Source organism: Coriobacteriia bacterium (assembly GCA_041658765.1).
Classification (GTDB): Bacteria; Actinomycetota; Coriobacteriia; order Anaerosomatales; family JBAZZO01; genus JBAZZO01.
This window is the reverse complement of record JBAZZO010000011.1, coordinates 1-14,359: the sequence shown is the minus strand read 5'-3', so window position 1 is coordinate 14,359 and position 14,359 is coordinate 1. Positions and strand designations below refer to the sequence as shown.

At 67.4% G+C, this 14,359-nt stretch carries 13 protein-coding genes; all 13 read left to right on the top strand.

Features of this window, described 5'->3' with window-relative positions; translation table 11 throughout:
• Nucleotides 1–95: 95 nt before the first annotated feature.
• Nucleotides 96–1,199: a DNA polymerase III subunit beta gene (gene dnaN / locus WC971_07440; protein ID MFA5844646.1), complete on the top strand. Its 1,104-nt coding sequence runs from the start codon at nucleotides 96–98 to the stop codon at nucleotides 1,197–1,199.
• A 5-nt stretch (nucleotides 1,200–1,204) separates the two neighbouring features.
• The gene (locus WC971_07435; GenBank protein ID MFA5844645.1) at nucleotides 1,205–2,305 is read left to right on the top strand and encodes a DNA replication/repair protein RecF; all 1,101 of its coding nucleotides are present in this window, start codon (nucleotides 1,205–1,207) and stop codon (nucleotides 2,303–2,305) included.
• Nucleotides 2,306–2,316: 11 nt separating this feature from the next.
• Nucleotides 2,317–2,832, top strand: coding sequence for a DUF721 domain-containing protein (locus WC971_07430; GenBank protein ID MFA5844644.1), 516 nt, complete (start codon nucleotides 2,317–2,319; stop codon nucleotides 2,830–2,832).
• 122 nt (nucleotides 2,833–2,954) lie between these two features.
• The gene (gyrB, locus tag WC971_07425) at nucleotides 2,955–4,862 is read left to right on the top strand and encodes a DNA topoisomerase (ATP-hydrolyzing) subunit B (GenBank protein MFA5844643.1); all 1,908 of its coding nucleotides are present in this window, start codon (nucleotides 2,955–2,957) and stop codon (nucleotides 4,860–4,862) included.
• A gap of 36 nt (nucleotides 4,863–4,898) precedes the next feature.
• Complete coding sequence (locus tag WC971_07420) at nucleotides 4,899–5,348, top strand: hypothetical protein (GenBank protein ID MFA5844642.1); 450 nt, start codon at nucleotides 4,899–4,901, stop codon at nucleotides 5,346–5,348.
• A 28-nt stretch (nucleotides 5,349–5,376) separates the two neighbouring features.
• Nucleotides 5,377–7,974: a DNA gyrase subunit A gene (gyrA, locus tag WC971_07415; GenBank protein MFA5844641.1), complete on the top strand. Its 2,598-nt coding sequence runs from the start codon at nucleotides 5,377–5,379 to the stop codon at nucleotides 7,972–7,974.
• Nucleotides 7,975–8,046: 72 nt separating this feature from the next.
• Complete coding sequence (locus tag WC971_07410) at nucleotides 8,047–8,274, top strand: AbrB/MazE/SpoVT family DNA-binding domain-containing protein (protein MFA5844640.1); 228 nt, start codon at nucleotides 8,047–8,049, stop codon at nucleotides 8,272–8,274.
• Between the two features lie 3 nt (nucleotides 8,275–8,277).
• Complete coding sequence (locus WC971_07405) at nucleotides 8,278–8,655, top strand: type II toxin-antitoxin system death-on-curing family toxin (GenBank protein MFA5844639.1); 378 nt, start codon at nucleotides 8,278–8,280, stop codon at nucleotides 8,653–8,655.
• A gap of 62 nt (nucleotides 8,656–8,717) precedes the next feature.
• The gene (locus tag WC971_07400) at nucleotides 8,718–9,074 is read left to right on the top strand and encodes a hypothetical protein (GenBank protein ID MFA5844638.1); all 357 of its coding nucleotides are present in this window, start codon (nucleotides 8,718–8,720) and stop codon (nucleotides 9,072–9,074) included.
• A 123-nt stretch (nucleotides 9,075–9,197) separates the two neighbouring features.
• Complete coding sequence (locus WC971_07395; protein MFA5844637.1) at nucleotides 9,198–10,505, top strand: sulfite exporter TauE/SafE family protein; 1,308 nt, start codon at nucleotides 9,198–9,200, stop codon at nucleotides 10,503–10,505.
• 44 nt (nucleotides 10,506–10,549) lie between these two features.
• A complete protein-coding gene (locus WC971_07390; protein ID MFA5844636.1) occupies nucleotides 10,550–11,113 on the top strand; it encodes a cupredoxin domain-containing protein in 564 nt (187 codons plus the stop codon).
• 14 nt (nucleotides 11,114–11,127) lie between these two features.
• Nucleotides 11,128–11,721 (top strand): cupredoxin domain-containing protein, encoded by a 594-nt coding sequence (locus tag WC971_07385; GenBank protein MFA5844635.1) that lies wholly within the window; start codon nucleotides 11,128–11,130, stop codon nucleotides 11,719–11,721.
• 14 nt (nucleotides 11,722–11,735) lie between these two features.
• The coding region (locus WC971_07380) for a heavy metal translocating P-type ATPase (GenBank protein MFA5844634.1) at nucleotides 11,736–14,359 on the top strand (2,624 nt) is incomplete at its 3' end.

The window sequence follows — 14,359 nt, the reverse complement described above, 5'->3', positions numbered from 1 at the left end:
CGCCCGCCCTCAACAGTGAGGATGTGACTTCTCCACACTACCCACAGTCCTTATTAGTACTACTACTGGCTGATATGAAGATGAGAGGAACAGTGATGAAGTTCTCCATGGCGCGCGGTGAGTTGTTCGAAGCCTTGTCGGTGGTCGGCCGGGGTCTTTCGGCGCGTTCCACGTTACCCATCCTTGCCGGCATCCTCGTCTCCGTATCGGGAGACGATGTGATCTTCCAGTCGACCGATCTCGAGATATCGATCCGTCATGCGGCGAAGGGAAAGGTCGACGCGGAAGGTCAGACGGTGATCCCCGGCCGCCTGATGAGTGACATCATCCGCAGCCTTCCCGAGTCGATGGTGACGGTCGACGCCACCACTCCGGACAGAGCGACGGTGGTGTGCGAACAAAGTTCGTTCACGATCAAGACGCTCTCCCCGGACGACTATCCGAAGTTCCCCGAGATCGGGGAGGGGCAGAGCATCGATATCCCCACCGATCGCCTGGTGACCGCTATCCGCCAGGTGAGCAAGGCCGTCAGCCGGGACGAGACGAGGGCCGTTCTCACGGGCGTTCTCTTCGTGGTCGAAGGGGCAGCCGTGCGCCTTGTGGCGACGGACAGCTACCGTCTGGCGGTCACCGAACAGCCGCTGGAAGCCGCGCCTGATTCTCCCATCGAGGTCGTCGTCCCGGGCAGGGCGATCGAGGAGATCCCTCGGCTCGCCGGGGTTTCGGAAGCCGTGTCCGTCGGTGTCTCCGAGAACCAGGTCGTCTTCCGGTTCGGCCAGACCGTCTTCGTCTCCCGCCGCATCGAAGGGACCTTCCCCAACTACCGGCAGCTGTTGCCGAAGGAGAAGGAGACGACGTTCACCGTTCCCCGCGAGGATTTCTCCGACGCGGTCAAGCGCGTCTCGATCCTCGCGCAGCACAACGCGCCGTTGAGGATGAAGGTCGCTGTAGAGGAGCAGACCCTGACGTTGTCGGCGACGACACAGGACGTCGGGGACGCGACCGAGGACATCCACGTCGAGACGACCGGTTCGGACGTGGAGATCGCCTTCAACCACAGCTATCTGACCGACGGTATCGCGTCGTCCAGCAGCGAGACGGTGGTCTTCGACATCGTGAGCCCGCTGAAGCCGGGGGTCATGCGCTCCACTGGGGACGAGGACTTCACGTACCTCATCATGCCCGTCCGCCTCGGCTGAGGGTCATGGGCCTGCGTGTCGTCAGCCTGAGGCTCGCCGGATTCCGCAGCTATACGGAGACGGTGTTCGAGCTGGGGTCCGAGCTCACCGTCCTCGTCGGCCCCAACGCCGCCGGGAAGACGAACGCCGTCGAGGCGATGCAGCTCGTGACGGCCGCGGCCTCCTTCCGCGGCCCGCGCTGGGAGGAGCTCGTGCGCTGGGGGGAGAGCCGGGCCCGCGTCGAGATGCGGGCGGAGGGCGATCGCGACCTGCTCGAGACCTCGCTCGACGTGTCCTCCGCCGGCGGGCACTCCTTCTCCGTGAACGGGAAGACCGCAAGACGGAGGGCGGACATCTCGGGGCGGCTCCCATCTGTCGTCTTCACGCCGGAGGACCTCCAGCTCGTGAAGGGTCCCGCACTGCGGCGCCGCGCGGCCGTCGACGACCTTGGGGAACAGCTCTCGGCCACGTATGGAGCGCTGAGACGGGACTACGTCCGCGTGGTGCGTCAGCGGAACCGCCTGCTGCAGGACGCGCGCTCGGGCGACGCGGAGCTCTCCCCGTGGGACGAGCAGCTCGCGACCCTGGGCGGCAGGTTGCTCGCCGCCCGGGTCCGCCTTCTGCGCCGGCTCGCCGATCGTGCCGTTCCCGCCTACGCCGACCTTGCGGGCGGCGAGAGGCTCGAGATCTCGTACGATGACCGGACCGGGTCCGTCGAGGGCCCGACCGAGGAGAGTGCGACCGAGGCGTTGAGGGAGGGGATAGGAAGACGCGCAGCGGAAGAGCGCGCGCGGAGAGTGACCCTCGTGGGGCCGCACCGCGACGACATCCGGTTCGAGGTCGAGGGGCGGGACTCGCGCGCGTTCGCGAGCCAGGGTCAGCAGCGGACGATAGCCTTGGCGCTCAAGCTCGCCGAGGTGAACGTCGTCGAGGAGGTCGCGGGCCGCTCGCCGGTGCTCCTGCTCGACGACGTCATGTCGGAACTCGACGAGGAACGCCGGCGAGCGCTCACCGACCTCGTCCAGCGTGACGTGCAGACGATCGTGACGACGACGAACCTCGGGTACTTCGACCCGGCGCTGCTCGGCCGCGCGACGGTGATCCGGCTGGGGGGCGAAGACGCTTGAGGCGCCGCGGGGTGTCGAAGCCCATCGGCGCGATCGCCGAAGGTGTTCTCGCGAAGGCGGACCGGGAGGGTCGCCGCGACCGCGCGCGCGTTGTGGAGGCCTGGCTGCGCGTCGCGGGGCCCGAGGTGGCGCGGCACTCGATGGGGGCCGTCCTGCGGGAAGGCGAGTTCCTCGTCTACGTCGACGGCCATGCCTGGGCGAACGAGCTGTCGGCGATGGCCGAGTCCTTCCGCGTCGCCCTGGAGGAAGAAGTCGGCAAGGGTCTGGTGAGGTCGCTGCGTTTCACTGTCTCCAAGCGCGTCGCCGAGCGAGACCGTATCGAGACCGAGGAGAAGACCCGCCGCGAGACGTATCGCGTCGATCGGGTCGAGCCGGTCCCGCTCACGGCCCGGGAACTCGCGGCCATCGAGGAGTCGGCGCGGGCCATCGCCGACCCGGCGCTGCGCGAGGCGGCCGTCAGGGTCGCCGTCATGGGACTCGAGAGGGAAAAGGGTCTAGCGGCACGCCGAGGGCGGCAGACGGGCTGACGCGGCCCCACAGCCGCATTCGCGAGGCTTTGACACCAGTGGTTGTGGTACACTGGCAGGGCGTACCACAACATCTCGTGGTCGCGGCGTTCGCCCAGATCACCCGGACCGAAGGGACCGTCGTGCCGCAGACTTCGTACTCGGGCAAGGACATCCAGGTCCTCGAGGGACTCGAGGCCGTCCGCAAGCGCCCGAGCATGTATATCGGCTCGACAGGGCCGAAGGGTCTTCACCACCTCGTCTACGAGGTCGTGGACAACTCGGTCGACGAGGCCCTCGCCGGCTACTGCACGTCCGTGGAGGTCGTCCTCGGCGCCGACGGCTCCTGCGCCGTCACGGACAACGGGCGCGGCATCCCTGTCGACAACGTGCCGAAGTACCGCAAGACCGCCGTCGAGGTCGTCATGACCGTCCTGCACGCGGGGGGCAAGTTCGGCGGCGAGGGCTACAAGATCTCGGGAGGCCTGCACGGCGTCGGCGTCTCCGTCGTGAACGCTCTCTCCAAGCGCCTCGAGGTCGAGGTGAAGCGCGAGGGGAAGGTCTGGCGGCAGGACTACGACAGAGGCAAGCCCTCCGCGCCGCTCAAGGCGTCGGGAAGTGCGAAAGCGACGGGGACGAAGGTCATCTTCTGGCCCGACCCGGACATCTTCGAGTCGACGGACTTCGACTACGACACGCTTGCTTCGCGTATGCGCGAGACCGCCTTCTTGAACCGGAACCTCAAGATCACGCTCGTCGACGAGCGTGAGCTCGATCCCCGCCGCGAGGAGTTCCGTTACTCCGGCGGCATCCTCGACTTCGTCCGGTTCCTCTCCGAGAAGAAGGAGACCCTGCACAGCAAGGTCATCTACTTCGAGTCGACGAGCACGGAGGGGACCGTCGAGATCGCCCTCCAGTGGAACACGGGATACTCCGAAGCGGTGCTGGCCTTCGCGAACAACATCAACACGCACGAGGGCGGCACGCATCTCGAGGGCTTCAAGAACGCGCTCACGCGCACCATCAACGACTACTCCCGCCGCCAGGGGGTGCTAAAGGAGAAGGACGACAACCTCTCCGGCGAGGACATCCGCGAGGGCCTCACCGCGGTGATCTCCGTGAAGTTGCGCGACCCGCAGTTCGAGGGGCAGACGAAGACGAAGCTCGGGAACACCGAGATGCGCTCGTTCGTGCAGACGGTCGTCACCCAAGGACTTGCCGAGTACCTCGAGGAGCACCCGAAACCGGCCAGGGCCATCATCCTGAAGTCGGCGCAGGCGGCCAAGGCGCGCGCGGCCGCCCGGAAGGCGCGCGAGCTCACCCGGAGGAAGGGCCTCCTCGAGTCGTCCACGCTCCCCGGGAAGCTCGCCGACTGCTCGATCAAGGACGCGGCGCTGTGCGAGATCTACCTCGTAGAGGGCGACTCCGCCGGCGGCTCCGCCAAGCAGGCGCGCGACCGCTCCTTCCAGGCGATCCTGCCCCTGCGCGGCAAGATCCTCAACGTCGAGAAGGCCGGGCTCAACCGGGCGCTCGCGTCGGAGGAGATCCAGGCGATGATCACCGCGCTGGGCACGTCGGTCGCCGAGGAGTTCGACCTCACCCAGGCGCGCTATCACAAGACCATCATCATGACCGACGCCGACGTGGACGGGGCGCACATCCGCTGCCTCATCCTTACCTTCTTCTACCGCTACATGAAGGAGATGATCGAGGCCGGCTACATCTACATCGCCCAGCCCCCGCTGTACAAGGTCTCTTGGGGCAAGAACCACGAATACGCCTACAGCGACCGGCAGATGCAGCAGGTCCTCGCCGGGCTGCCAGAGAACACGAAGTCGTCGATCCAGCGCTACAAGGGCCTTGGCGAGATGAATCCCGAGCAGTTGTGGGAGACGACGATGGATCCCGGCAGACGCACGTTGCTGCAGGTAACCCTCGACGACGGCCTTGCTGCCGAGATGGCCTTCGCGGACCTCATGGGCGATCAGGTCGAACCGCGCCGCGAGTTCATCCAGCGGCACGCGAAAGACGTCCGGTTCCTCGACATCTAGGAACGTGGCGGTGAGGAAGCGGCCAGGGGAGCACGGGTGACGAACGGGTGGGACAAGCGCGAGCGGCGGGGTTTCGAGCCTCCGCCTTGGGAGCGCGACAAGTTCGAGGAGATCGCACGGCAACGCGAGGCGGCGGAGGCCGAAGAGGCGCAGCGGCGGGCCGAGGCGCAAGCGGCCAGGGCTGCGAAAGAGGCGGGCGAGGCAGCGGGTCCGAGCGAGTCGGAGATGGCCGCGATGGTCATCCAGCTGCGCGGGGAGGAGCCCCGTTCGCCGAAGGGCGCGAAGGCCCTCACGCTGGCCGTCGCGGCGTTCATGCTCTCGCTCGGCGCGGGGCTGGCGGGTTGGTCGGCGGCCGCGTACGCGGGTGCGCGAGATGCGGGGCTGCCGGCGCTGGTCGGCAGCGTGATAGTGATGTTGATGGGGTTGTTCTTCCTGGGAGTGAGCGTCTTCCTATGGGCGCGGGCCACACGACAGCAAGGGGAGTAGGCGCGTGAGCGACGACGTGACCGAAGGCATGGACGAAGGCATGGACGACGACCTTCAGGAGCGGCCGGGGGCCGACCTGGACGGCACGACCGTGCTCCCGATCGACATCGAACGCGAGCTGCGTGACTCGTTCCTCGAATACTCGATGAGCGTCATCGTCGCGCGCGCGCTGCCCGATGTGCGCGACGGTCTGAAGCCCGTCCACCGGCGCATCCTCTACGCCATGCACGAGTCGGGCCTCACGCCGACCAAGGCGTACAAGAAGTCGGCGTGGACGGTCGGCGAAGTCATCGGCAAGTACCATCCCCACGGCGACCAGGCCGTCTACGACACGATGGTGCGCATGGCGCAGGACTTCTCGATGCGCGAGCCGCTCGTCGACGGCCACGGCAACTTCGGTTCCGTCGACGGCGACTCGGCCGCGGCGATGCGCTACACGGAGTCCCGTCTCCACCGCAACGCGATGGAGCTTCTGCGCGACCTCGACAAGGAGACGGTCGACTTCGGACCGAACTACGACGAGTCGCTGAAAGAGCCCCTCGTGCTGCCGGGCCGGTTCCCGAACCTGCTCGTCAACGGCTCGGCCGGCATCGCGGTCGGCATGGCGACGAACATCCCGCCGCACAACCTCGGCGAGACGATCGACGCGGTGACGATGTTGATCGACAACCCGGACGCGGAGATCTCGGACCTCATGACGGTGTTGCCGGGACCCGACTTCCCGACCGGCGCCACCATCATGGGCCGTGAGGGCATCCGCGACGCGTACGAGACCGGCCGAGGCTCGCTCAAGCTCCGGGGCAAGGCCCACGTCGAGCAGACGTCGACCGGGCGCCAGCGGATCATCGTCACCGAGATCCCCTATCAGGTGAACAAGAGCAAGCTCGTCCAGAAGATCGCCGAGCTCGTGCGCGAGAAGAAGCTGACCGAGATCTCCGACCTGCGCGACGAGTCCGACCGCAAGGGCATGCGCATCGTCATCGAGCTCAAGCAGAACACCATCGCCCAGATCGTCCTCAACAAGCTGTTCAAGCACACGTCGCTCGAGACCGGGTTCGGCGTGATCATGCTCTCGCTCGTCGACGGCGTCCCTCACACACTCAACCTCAAGCAGATGCTCCATTACTACATCGAGCACCAGAAGGAAGTGGTGACCCGGCGCACCCGCTACGACCTGCGCAAGGCCGAGGAGCGCGCCCACCTCCTCGAGGGGTACATCATCGCCCTCGAGAACATCGACGAGGTCATCGCGATCATCAAGTCGAGCGAGGACGACGCGGAGGCGAGGGTGCGCCTCATCGAGCGCTTCGCGCTGACGGACGCGCAGACCGAGGCGATCCTCGAGATGCGCCTGCGCCGCCTCACCGGGCTGGAGCGGCACAAGATCGAGGAGGAACTCGCCGAGCTCAAGACGAAGATCGCCTGGTATCTGCAGGTGCTCGGCGATATCGGTCTCGTGCTGAAGATCGTGAAGGACGAACTGGCCGAGGTCCGCGCGAAGTACGCGGACAAGCGGCGTACCGATATCGGCTCCGCGGGCAGAGACCTCGACGTCGAGGACCTCATCGCCGAGGAGGACATGGTCGTCACCGTAACCCAGGCGGGATACGTGAAGCGCCTGCCGGTCGCGACCTACCGCCAGCAGAAGCGAGGCGGGAAGGGTCTCTCGGGGGTCAACCTCAAGGAGAACGACTTCGTCGAGCAGCTCTTCATCGCCTCCACCCACGACCACGTGCTCTTCTTCTCGAGCAAGGGCCGCGTCTACCGGATGAAGGTGCACGAGCTCCCGGTCGGTTCGCGCCACGCGCGCGGCACCGCGGTCGTGAACCTGCTCCCGTTCGAGCAGCACGAGCGCATCGCCGCCGTCATCACGACCCGCGAGTTCGGAGCCGAGGACTATCTGCTCTTCGCGACGACCCACGGCATGGTCAAGAAGACGCCGATGCAGGCGTACTCGCGCGTGCTGTCGAGCGGCATCATCGCGATCAACCTGCGCGACAACGACGAGCTGGTCGCCGTGCGCCGCATCCATCCGGGCGACAGCATCATCATGGTCTCGTCCGCGGGCAAGGCGATCACGTGGGACGAGGCTGAGGCCCGGCCGATGGGCCGCGACACCATGGGCGTGAAGGGCATGAACATCAAGCCCGGCGAGCGCGCGCTCGGCATGGAGGTCGCGCCCGAGGGCAGCGAGCTGTTCGTCGTGACCGAACGCGGCTACGGCAAGCGGACGTCGGTCTCGGAGTACCCGCGTCACCACCGCGGCGGGCAGGGCGTGAAGACGATACAGGTCACGGCGAAGAAGGGTGAGCTCGCCGGGATGAAGATCGTCATGCCCGGCCACGAGCTGATGCTCATCTCCGAGGAGGGTGTCGTCATCCGCGTGAAAGCGGAGGACGTCAGCCGGCTCGGCCGCTCGACGCAGGGCGTCAAGGTCATGAACGTGGCCGATTCCGATCGCGTCAGCGGCATCGCGCGGGTCACCGGCACGAAGAAGCGCAAGCCGCCGGTCGCGGAAGGGCAGACCACGCTGCTGCAGGGAGCGCCCGAGAACGTGCCGCCGGACGACGCCCGCGAGGCCGAGGCCGAGGAACTCGTCAGCGAGGAGTTCGAGGAAGAGGAGTAGCGGCGCGCGGGATGTGGTAGCACTTCCGTGCTACAATCCTGAGCGACAAGACCCTCGCTCCCCGGAGGACAAATGACCCGTGTATCCAGACTGCGCCAGGCCGAAGGCTCGATAAGCGCCACATTGCCCAAGGACATGGCGGACAGGCTCCACCTTGCGGCCGGCGATACGGTGATGGCGATCGAGACCGACCGCGGCATCCTGCTCACGCCGTACGACCCACAGGCCGAGGAGGCTCTCGCGATCGCTGCGAAGGTCGCCGGGAAGTATCGGAACGCACTGCGCGAACTGGCGAAGTGACCGGTGCGCTGGGTCGACCGGATCGTGGTCGAAGCGGTCCATCTCGACCTGGTCCGCGCGCACGGTGGGCTTCCGGGGCTCCGGGACGAGCACGCGCTGGAGTCCGCCATCGCCAGGCCGCGCCAGCACTTCGCCTACAAACCGGGATGCGATGAAGCCGATCTGGCCGCCGCGTACGGTTTCGCCCTGGCGCGGAGCCATCCGTTCAACGACGGGAACAAGAGGATCGCCTTCGTGGTCATGGGCGTCTTCCTGGGGCTCAACGGGTTCGAGATCGAGGCGCCCGAAGCCGAGGTCGTGACCGTCATGTTGGACCTGGCCGCGGGGGAGATATCGGAGGAGCAGCTCGCCGGATGGCTCCGCACCCGGCTGGTGCGCTGACGGCGGTTCCGCGCACATTCTTAGTGCGCTATTTGGCACGTGTCTTGCGATACGCTCACGGCATGAGCCGAACCCACGTGCGCATAGCGATAGTGACGCTGGCCCTCTTCGTGGGGTTCGTCGGCGTGACCGCTCCCGCGTGCGCGACTCCCCGGTGCGCGAAGGCCATGGCTCCGGTCATGAGTCCCGAGACGTGCGGCGTCGACGGCGGGTACTCTCTGAGCGCCGCATGCAACGACATGCGCCCGGTCTCGACCGGCGTGGCTGCCGTGACCCACTCCACCACACACTCCCACGCGACCGCTGTAGCCGTCTTCCATCCGGAGGACACGCTCGCGTTCGCGGCGCAGGCGACGTCCCGGCAAGTCGTGGGACCGCCACCACAGCCGCTTCTCGACACCTCCCGTCTGCGGATCTGATCCGCGCCATCGGCCGTCGCCCGATCCGCCCCTGAAAACGGCGGCTCTCGGTCGTACGGTCCTCTCCCGCGCGCAAGAAAGCGCGTGGTGTCCCGATGGCGATGACGAGAGGCGAAGGATACCGTGAACCTGTTCCTCCCCATGTTCGGCGTGGGTCTTGTGACGAGCATCCACTGTGTCGCGATGTGCGGCAGCATGGTGCTCACGTACGCGGTCAAGGGCGACCAGAGCGGTCCGCTGCTCGGCCGCATGACTCCGCACTTCGCATACCACGCCGCCAAACTGACGAGCTACATGCTCGTAGGGCTTCTGCTCGGCCTGATCGGCTCGGCGTTCGATCTCGGCGGCGTACGCGGATGGGTGACGATCGGCGCCGGCGTGTTCATGGTGGCGCTCGGCCTGAACATGACCGGGAAGTTTCCCGCGCTGCGAGCGCTCTCGTTCCGCCCGCCGAGATTCCTGATGACGTTGCTCTCCCGCACTCGCAAGCGGGCGGTCTCCGATGCGAACGCCGGGCGTTCCAGCATCGCGACGCCGATCACCTTCGGATTGATCACCGGTCTCATGCCGTGCGGGCCGCTCCAGTCCGCCCAGCTCGCCGCCGCGGCCACCGGCACCCCGGTGGCGGGTGCCATAGCGATGTTGGGATTCGGTCTCGGCACGATGCCGCTGATGCTCGGCTTCGGCGCGGTCTCGGGCGCTCTCGGCGCGAAGTTCAAGCAGCGCATGCTCGTCGTCGCTGCTGTTCTGGTGATGGTCCTCGGCCTCGTGATGGTGAATCGCGGGGCCATGCTCGTCGGCTCCCCGGTCACCGCGAATACGATCAAGCAGGCTTTCGTCGGCGCTCCCGCCCCCGTCCAGTCGGCCGAGGCCTATACGACCGGCGCCGACGGCGTCGTGGAAGTCCCGCTGGTCATCGAGAACGTGCGTTTCCAGCCGCAGGCCCTCAGCATCCCGGCCGACAAGCCCGTGCGCCTACTCGTCGACCGCCGCGAGGAGAACGCCTGCTCGGCTCAGATAGCAGTCCCGCAGCTCGGCGTGCTCGTGAACCTGGCGCCGAACGCGATCACGGCGGTCGACATCCCCGCGAGTCCCGCGGGCTCGTACACGCTCACGTGCGGCATGGGCATGATGGCCGGCACGCTCCAAGTGGGGGCAGGCGCTGCGGCGCGCGCTGCCACCGTCCCGCCCCTCGCGGTCCCGGCGCTGTTGGGACTGGCGGCTCTCGCCGGATGGCAGATCATCAGGCGGCGCAAGGCCGTTCCCGAGCCCGCGGCGCCTGCCGCCAAGAAGCGCGGTTCTCATCCGGCGCCGGTACCGGTCCGCAGTGGGGCTTTCCTTGGCCTCGAGCCGGTAGAGGTGATCCTCGCCGGGGCGGTCGTCCTCGCGGCGGCCATTCTCGGACTCGGCTTCGGCGGCTACTTCGGATAAAGACACGTGCGCGGAAAAGGCGCACCGACGGAAGGACGAACGACATGAGCACCACGACCAACAAGAAGACGACGAAGAAGACAGCGGCCAAGGCGCCCGAACCGAAAGTCCAGCGCGGTCGCTGGACGGTGGTCGCCATACTCGCCGCCGCCGCGTTCTTCGGCACCTATTCGTACGCTAGTGCCAAGACCGGCGCCGCGACCGCGTCCGCTCTGCCCGAGGCGGTCGCGGCCCTCCCGGCCGCTACGGCCGACGGTTCCGGCGCGGCTGCCGGTGGTTGCGGTGGCGGTTGCTGCGGCGGCGGAGCGCCCGCGGGCGCGGCCACCACGAAGACCGCCACGATCGAGGGCGACGTCCAGCGCATCACGGTCGACCTCTCGAAGGGTTACTACGATCCGACGACGATCGAGCTGAAGGCGGGCGTCCCCGCCGAGATCACGTTCGGCCAGGGCGGCGGTTGCCTCGCCCAGGTCCAGTCGCAGGACCTCGGCTTCTTCGAGGACCTTTCCGGCGGAGCGAAGACGGTCAAGCTGGCCGCTCTCGCGCCTGGGACCTATGCGTTCTCGTGCGGCATGCAGATGGTCTTCGGCAGCATAGTGGTCAAGTAGGGAGTGAGACGAAGATGACACCCATCACGTACACGGACGTCTACAGCGTCGGCCTCGAAGGCATCACATGCCGTTCGGGAGAAGCGCTCGTGACGATGCACGTGCTCGACATCGACGGCGTCGAGACCGTCTCGATCGACAGGGGGCGGCGCCTCGTAGCCCTCTCGTCGGCCGATCACGACCTGCACGACGAGATCGTGCGGGCGGTCGTGACCGCCGGGCTCGCGCCGACGTCCGTCACCGCGACGCCGCTCGAGCGCATCGCGGGCGACGATCACTTGAGTGTCGAGGAGAAAGCCGTCCTCGGCATGACGCCGGAGCCGCCCGCCCCGCCCGCCCGCGCCGCCATCCAGACGGTGCAGCGCCTGACGGTGCGTGTGACCGACGGCTACGAGCCGGACAGGATCATCGTCGCTGCCGGCATACCCGTGGAGCTGACCTTCACCGAGGGGCACGGCTGCCTCGGGAGGGTCGTCTTCGAAGGCCTCGGCATCGAAGCCGACCTCGAGCAGGGCGGCGCTGTAGTCAGTCTGCCCGCGCTCGAGCCGGGCGAGTATCCATTCAGCTGCGGCATGCACATGGTGCACGGCACCCTGGTAGCGGAGTAGGGAGTGAGACGAAGATGACAACCACCACCAAGACGACGCGCGTCATGCGCGTAGGCATCGAGGGGATGAAGTGCCGTTCGTGCGAGCAGCTGCTCGTTACGCGGCTGCTCCGCGAGCCCGGAGTCCAAGCGGCTTCGGCCGACGCGGAGAAGGGCACCCTCATCCTCATGGCAGACACCGATCTTTGCACCGACACCGACGTAGCGCGTGTCGCGGTCTCGTGCGGCTTCGTGCCCGTGGTGGCACGGCCAGAGGCGGCCCCGGTGGCCACGCCCGCGTGCTACGTTCCCGCGCCGGTCGTTCCGGAGCCGGAGGTCGTCGCGCCCGCCCCTGCGGCGCCCGTCCCCGCGTCCGTCACCACCGCGCCCTTCGCCATCACCGGCATGACGTGCGCGTCGTGCTCCGCGGTCGTCGAGAAGACGCTGGCCAAGCTCCCCGGCGTCGTGAAGTCCAGCGTCAACCTCGCCACCGAGACGGCCTCGGTCGACTTCGACCCGGCCGTCGTATCCGTCGACGACATCATCACGGCCGTCAAGAAGGCCGGATACGGCGCCATCCCCAAGTTCGATCACGTAGCGGCCCCTAAGGCGGAGAAGAAGGCAGCCCCCGCGGGCGAGGACGCCCAGCGCCTCGCGCAGCAGGCGCACACCGCCCGCCAGCGCACGCTGTTCATCTTCTCGCTTCTGCTGGCTGTCCCCGCCTTCCTCGTCTCTATGGTCCCGCCGTTCATGACTGTCATCCCGATGAAGGTCGCGGAGCTGCTGGCGACCACCTTCGGCGGCGCCTGGGACCCGATGATGATCGGCAAGTACCTCGCGTTCGCTCTCGCCACCCCCGTGCAGTTCATAGCGGGCGCCCAGTTCTACCGTGGCTTCTGGCACGCGCTCAAGCGCCGTAGCGGCAACATGGACACGCTCATCGCCATCGGCACGTCCGCGGCCTACTTCTACTCGCTGGCCGCCACCTTCGTGCCCTCGCTCGAAGGCCAGCCGGTCTTCTACGAGACCGCCGCACTTCTCGTCACCTTCGTCATCCTCGGCAAGCTCCTCGAGGCGCGCGCGAAGGGCAAGACGAGCGACGCGATCAAGAAGCTGATGGGGCTGGCCGCCAAGACGGCCAGGGTCGTTAGAGGCGACGTCGAGATCGACGTCCCGGTGGAAGAGGTCATCGCGGGAGACATCGTCGTCGTGCGCCCCGGCGAGAAGATCCCGGTCGACGGCGTCCTCACCTACGGTTCCTCGGCCGTCGACGAGTCGATGCTGACCGGCGAGTCGATCCCGGTGGAGAAGAACGTGGGCGACACCGTCATCGGCGCGACGATGAACAAGCTCGGCTCCTTCCGCTTCCGCGCTACGAAGGTGGGCGCGGACACCGCACTCGCCCAGATCATCAAGCTCGTGGAGGACGCTCAAGGCTCCAAGGCCCCGGTGCAGCGCTTCGCGGACCGCATCTCGGCGGTCTTCGTCCCCGCCGTCGTGGGGGTGGCGATCCTCACCTTCCTCGTGTGGATGTTCCTCGTGCCCGGCTCCACGTTCGTGGCGGCGCTTCTCGCAGGCACGGCGGTCATCGTCATCGCCTGCCCGTGCGCGCTGGGGTTGGCCACCCCGACCGCCATCATGGTCGGCACCGGCAAGGGCGCCGAGAACGGCATCCTCATCAAGAGCGGAGAGGCCTTAGAGACCGCCTACAAGATCAAGGCGATCGTCTTCGACAAGACCGGCACGCTCACGCACGGCAAGCCCATCGTCACCGAGAGTGAGGCCTTCACCGGCTTCGAGGCGACAAGCGTCTTCCGTCTCGCGGCGGCGCTGGAGCGTAGCTCCGAGCATCCTCTGGCGGAGGCGATCGTGAACCACGCCAACGACCTGGGCGTCGTACTTCCCGAGGTCACCGGCTTCTCCGCGGTCCCCGGCCACGGGGTCGAGGGTATCGTCGAAGGACGGCGTGTCGCTCTCGGTAACCGCAAGCTCATGGCCAGGGAGGGCGTCGACATCTCGGCGTACGCCAGCCGTATCGAGAGCCTCGAGGCGCAGGGCAAGACCGTCATGCTCACCGCCATCGACGGCGCCGCGGCAGGGCTCATCGCCGTGGCGGACACCCTGAAGCCCGCGAGCGCGGAAGCGGTCGCGCGCCTGACCAAGATGGGTGTCGCCGTCTACATGATCACCGGCGACAACCGCCGCACGGCCGAGGCCATAGCCGCCCAGGCCGGCATAGCTCCGGACCACGTGCTCGCCGAGGTCCTTCCCGAGCACAAGGCCGAGGAGGTCGGCAAGCTCCAGGCGAAGGGCCTTATCACCGCCATGGTCGGCGACGGCATCAACGACACCCCGGCGCTGGCTGCCGCCGACGTCGGGATAGCGATGGGTGCCGGCGCCGACGTGGCGATGGAGACCGGCGGCATCGTGCTCATCAAGAACGACCTTAGAGACGTCGTCACCGCCATCGAGCTCTCGAAGCGCACGATGCGCAAGATCCACCAGAACTTCTTCTGGGCGCTCGGGTACAACACGCTGGGCATCCCCATCGCGGCCTTCGGGCTGCTGCGCCCCGAGATAGCCGGAGCGGCGATGGCGCTCTCGAGCGTCAGCGTCGTGAGCAGCTCGCTGCTGCTGCGCCGCTTCAAGCCGAGCATGGT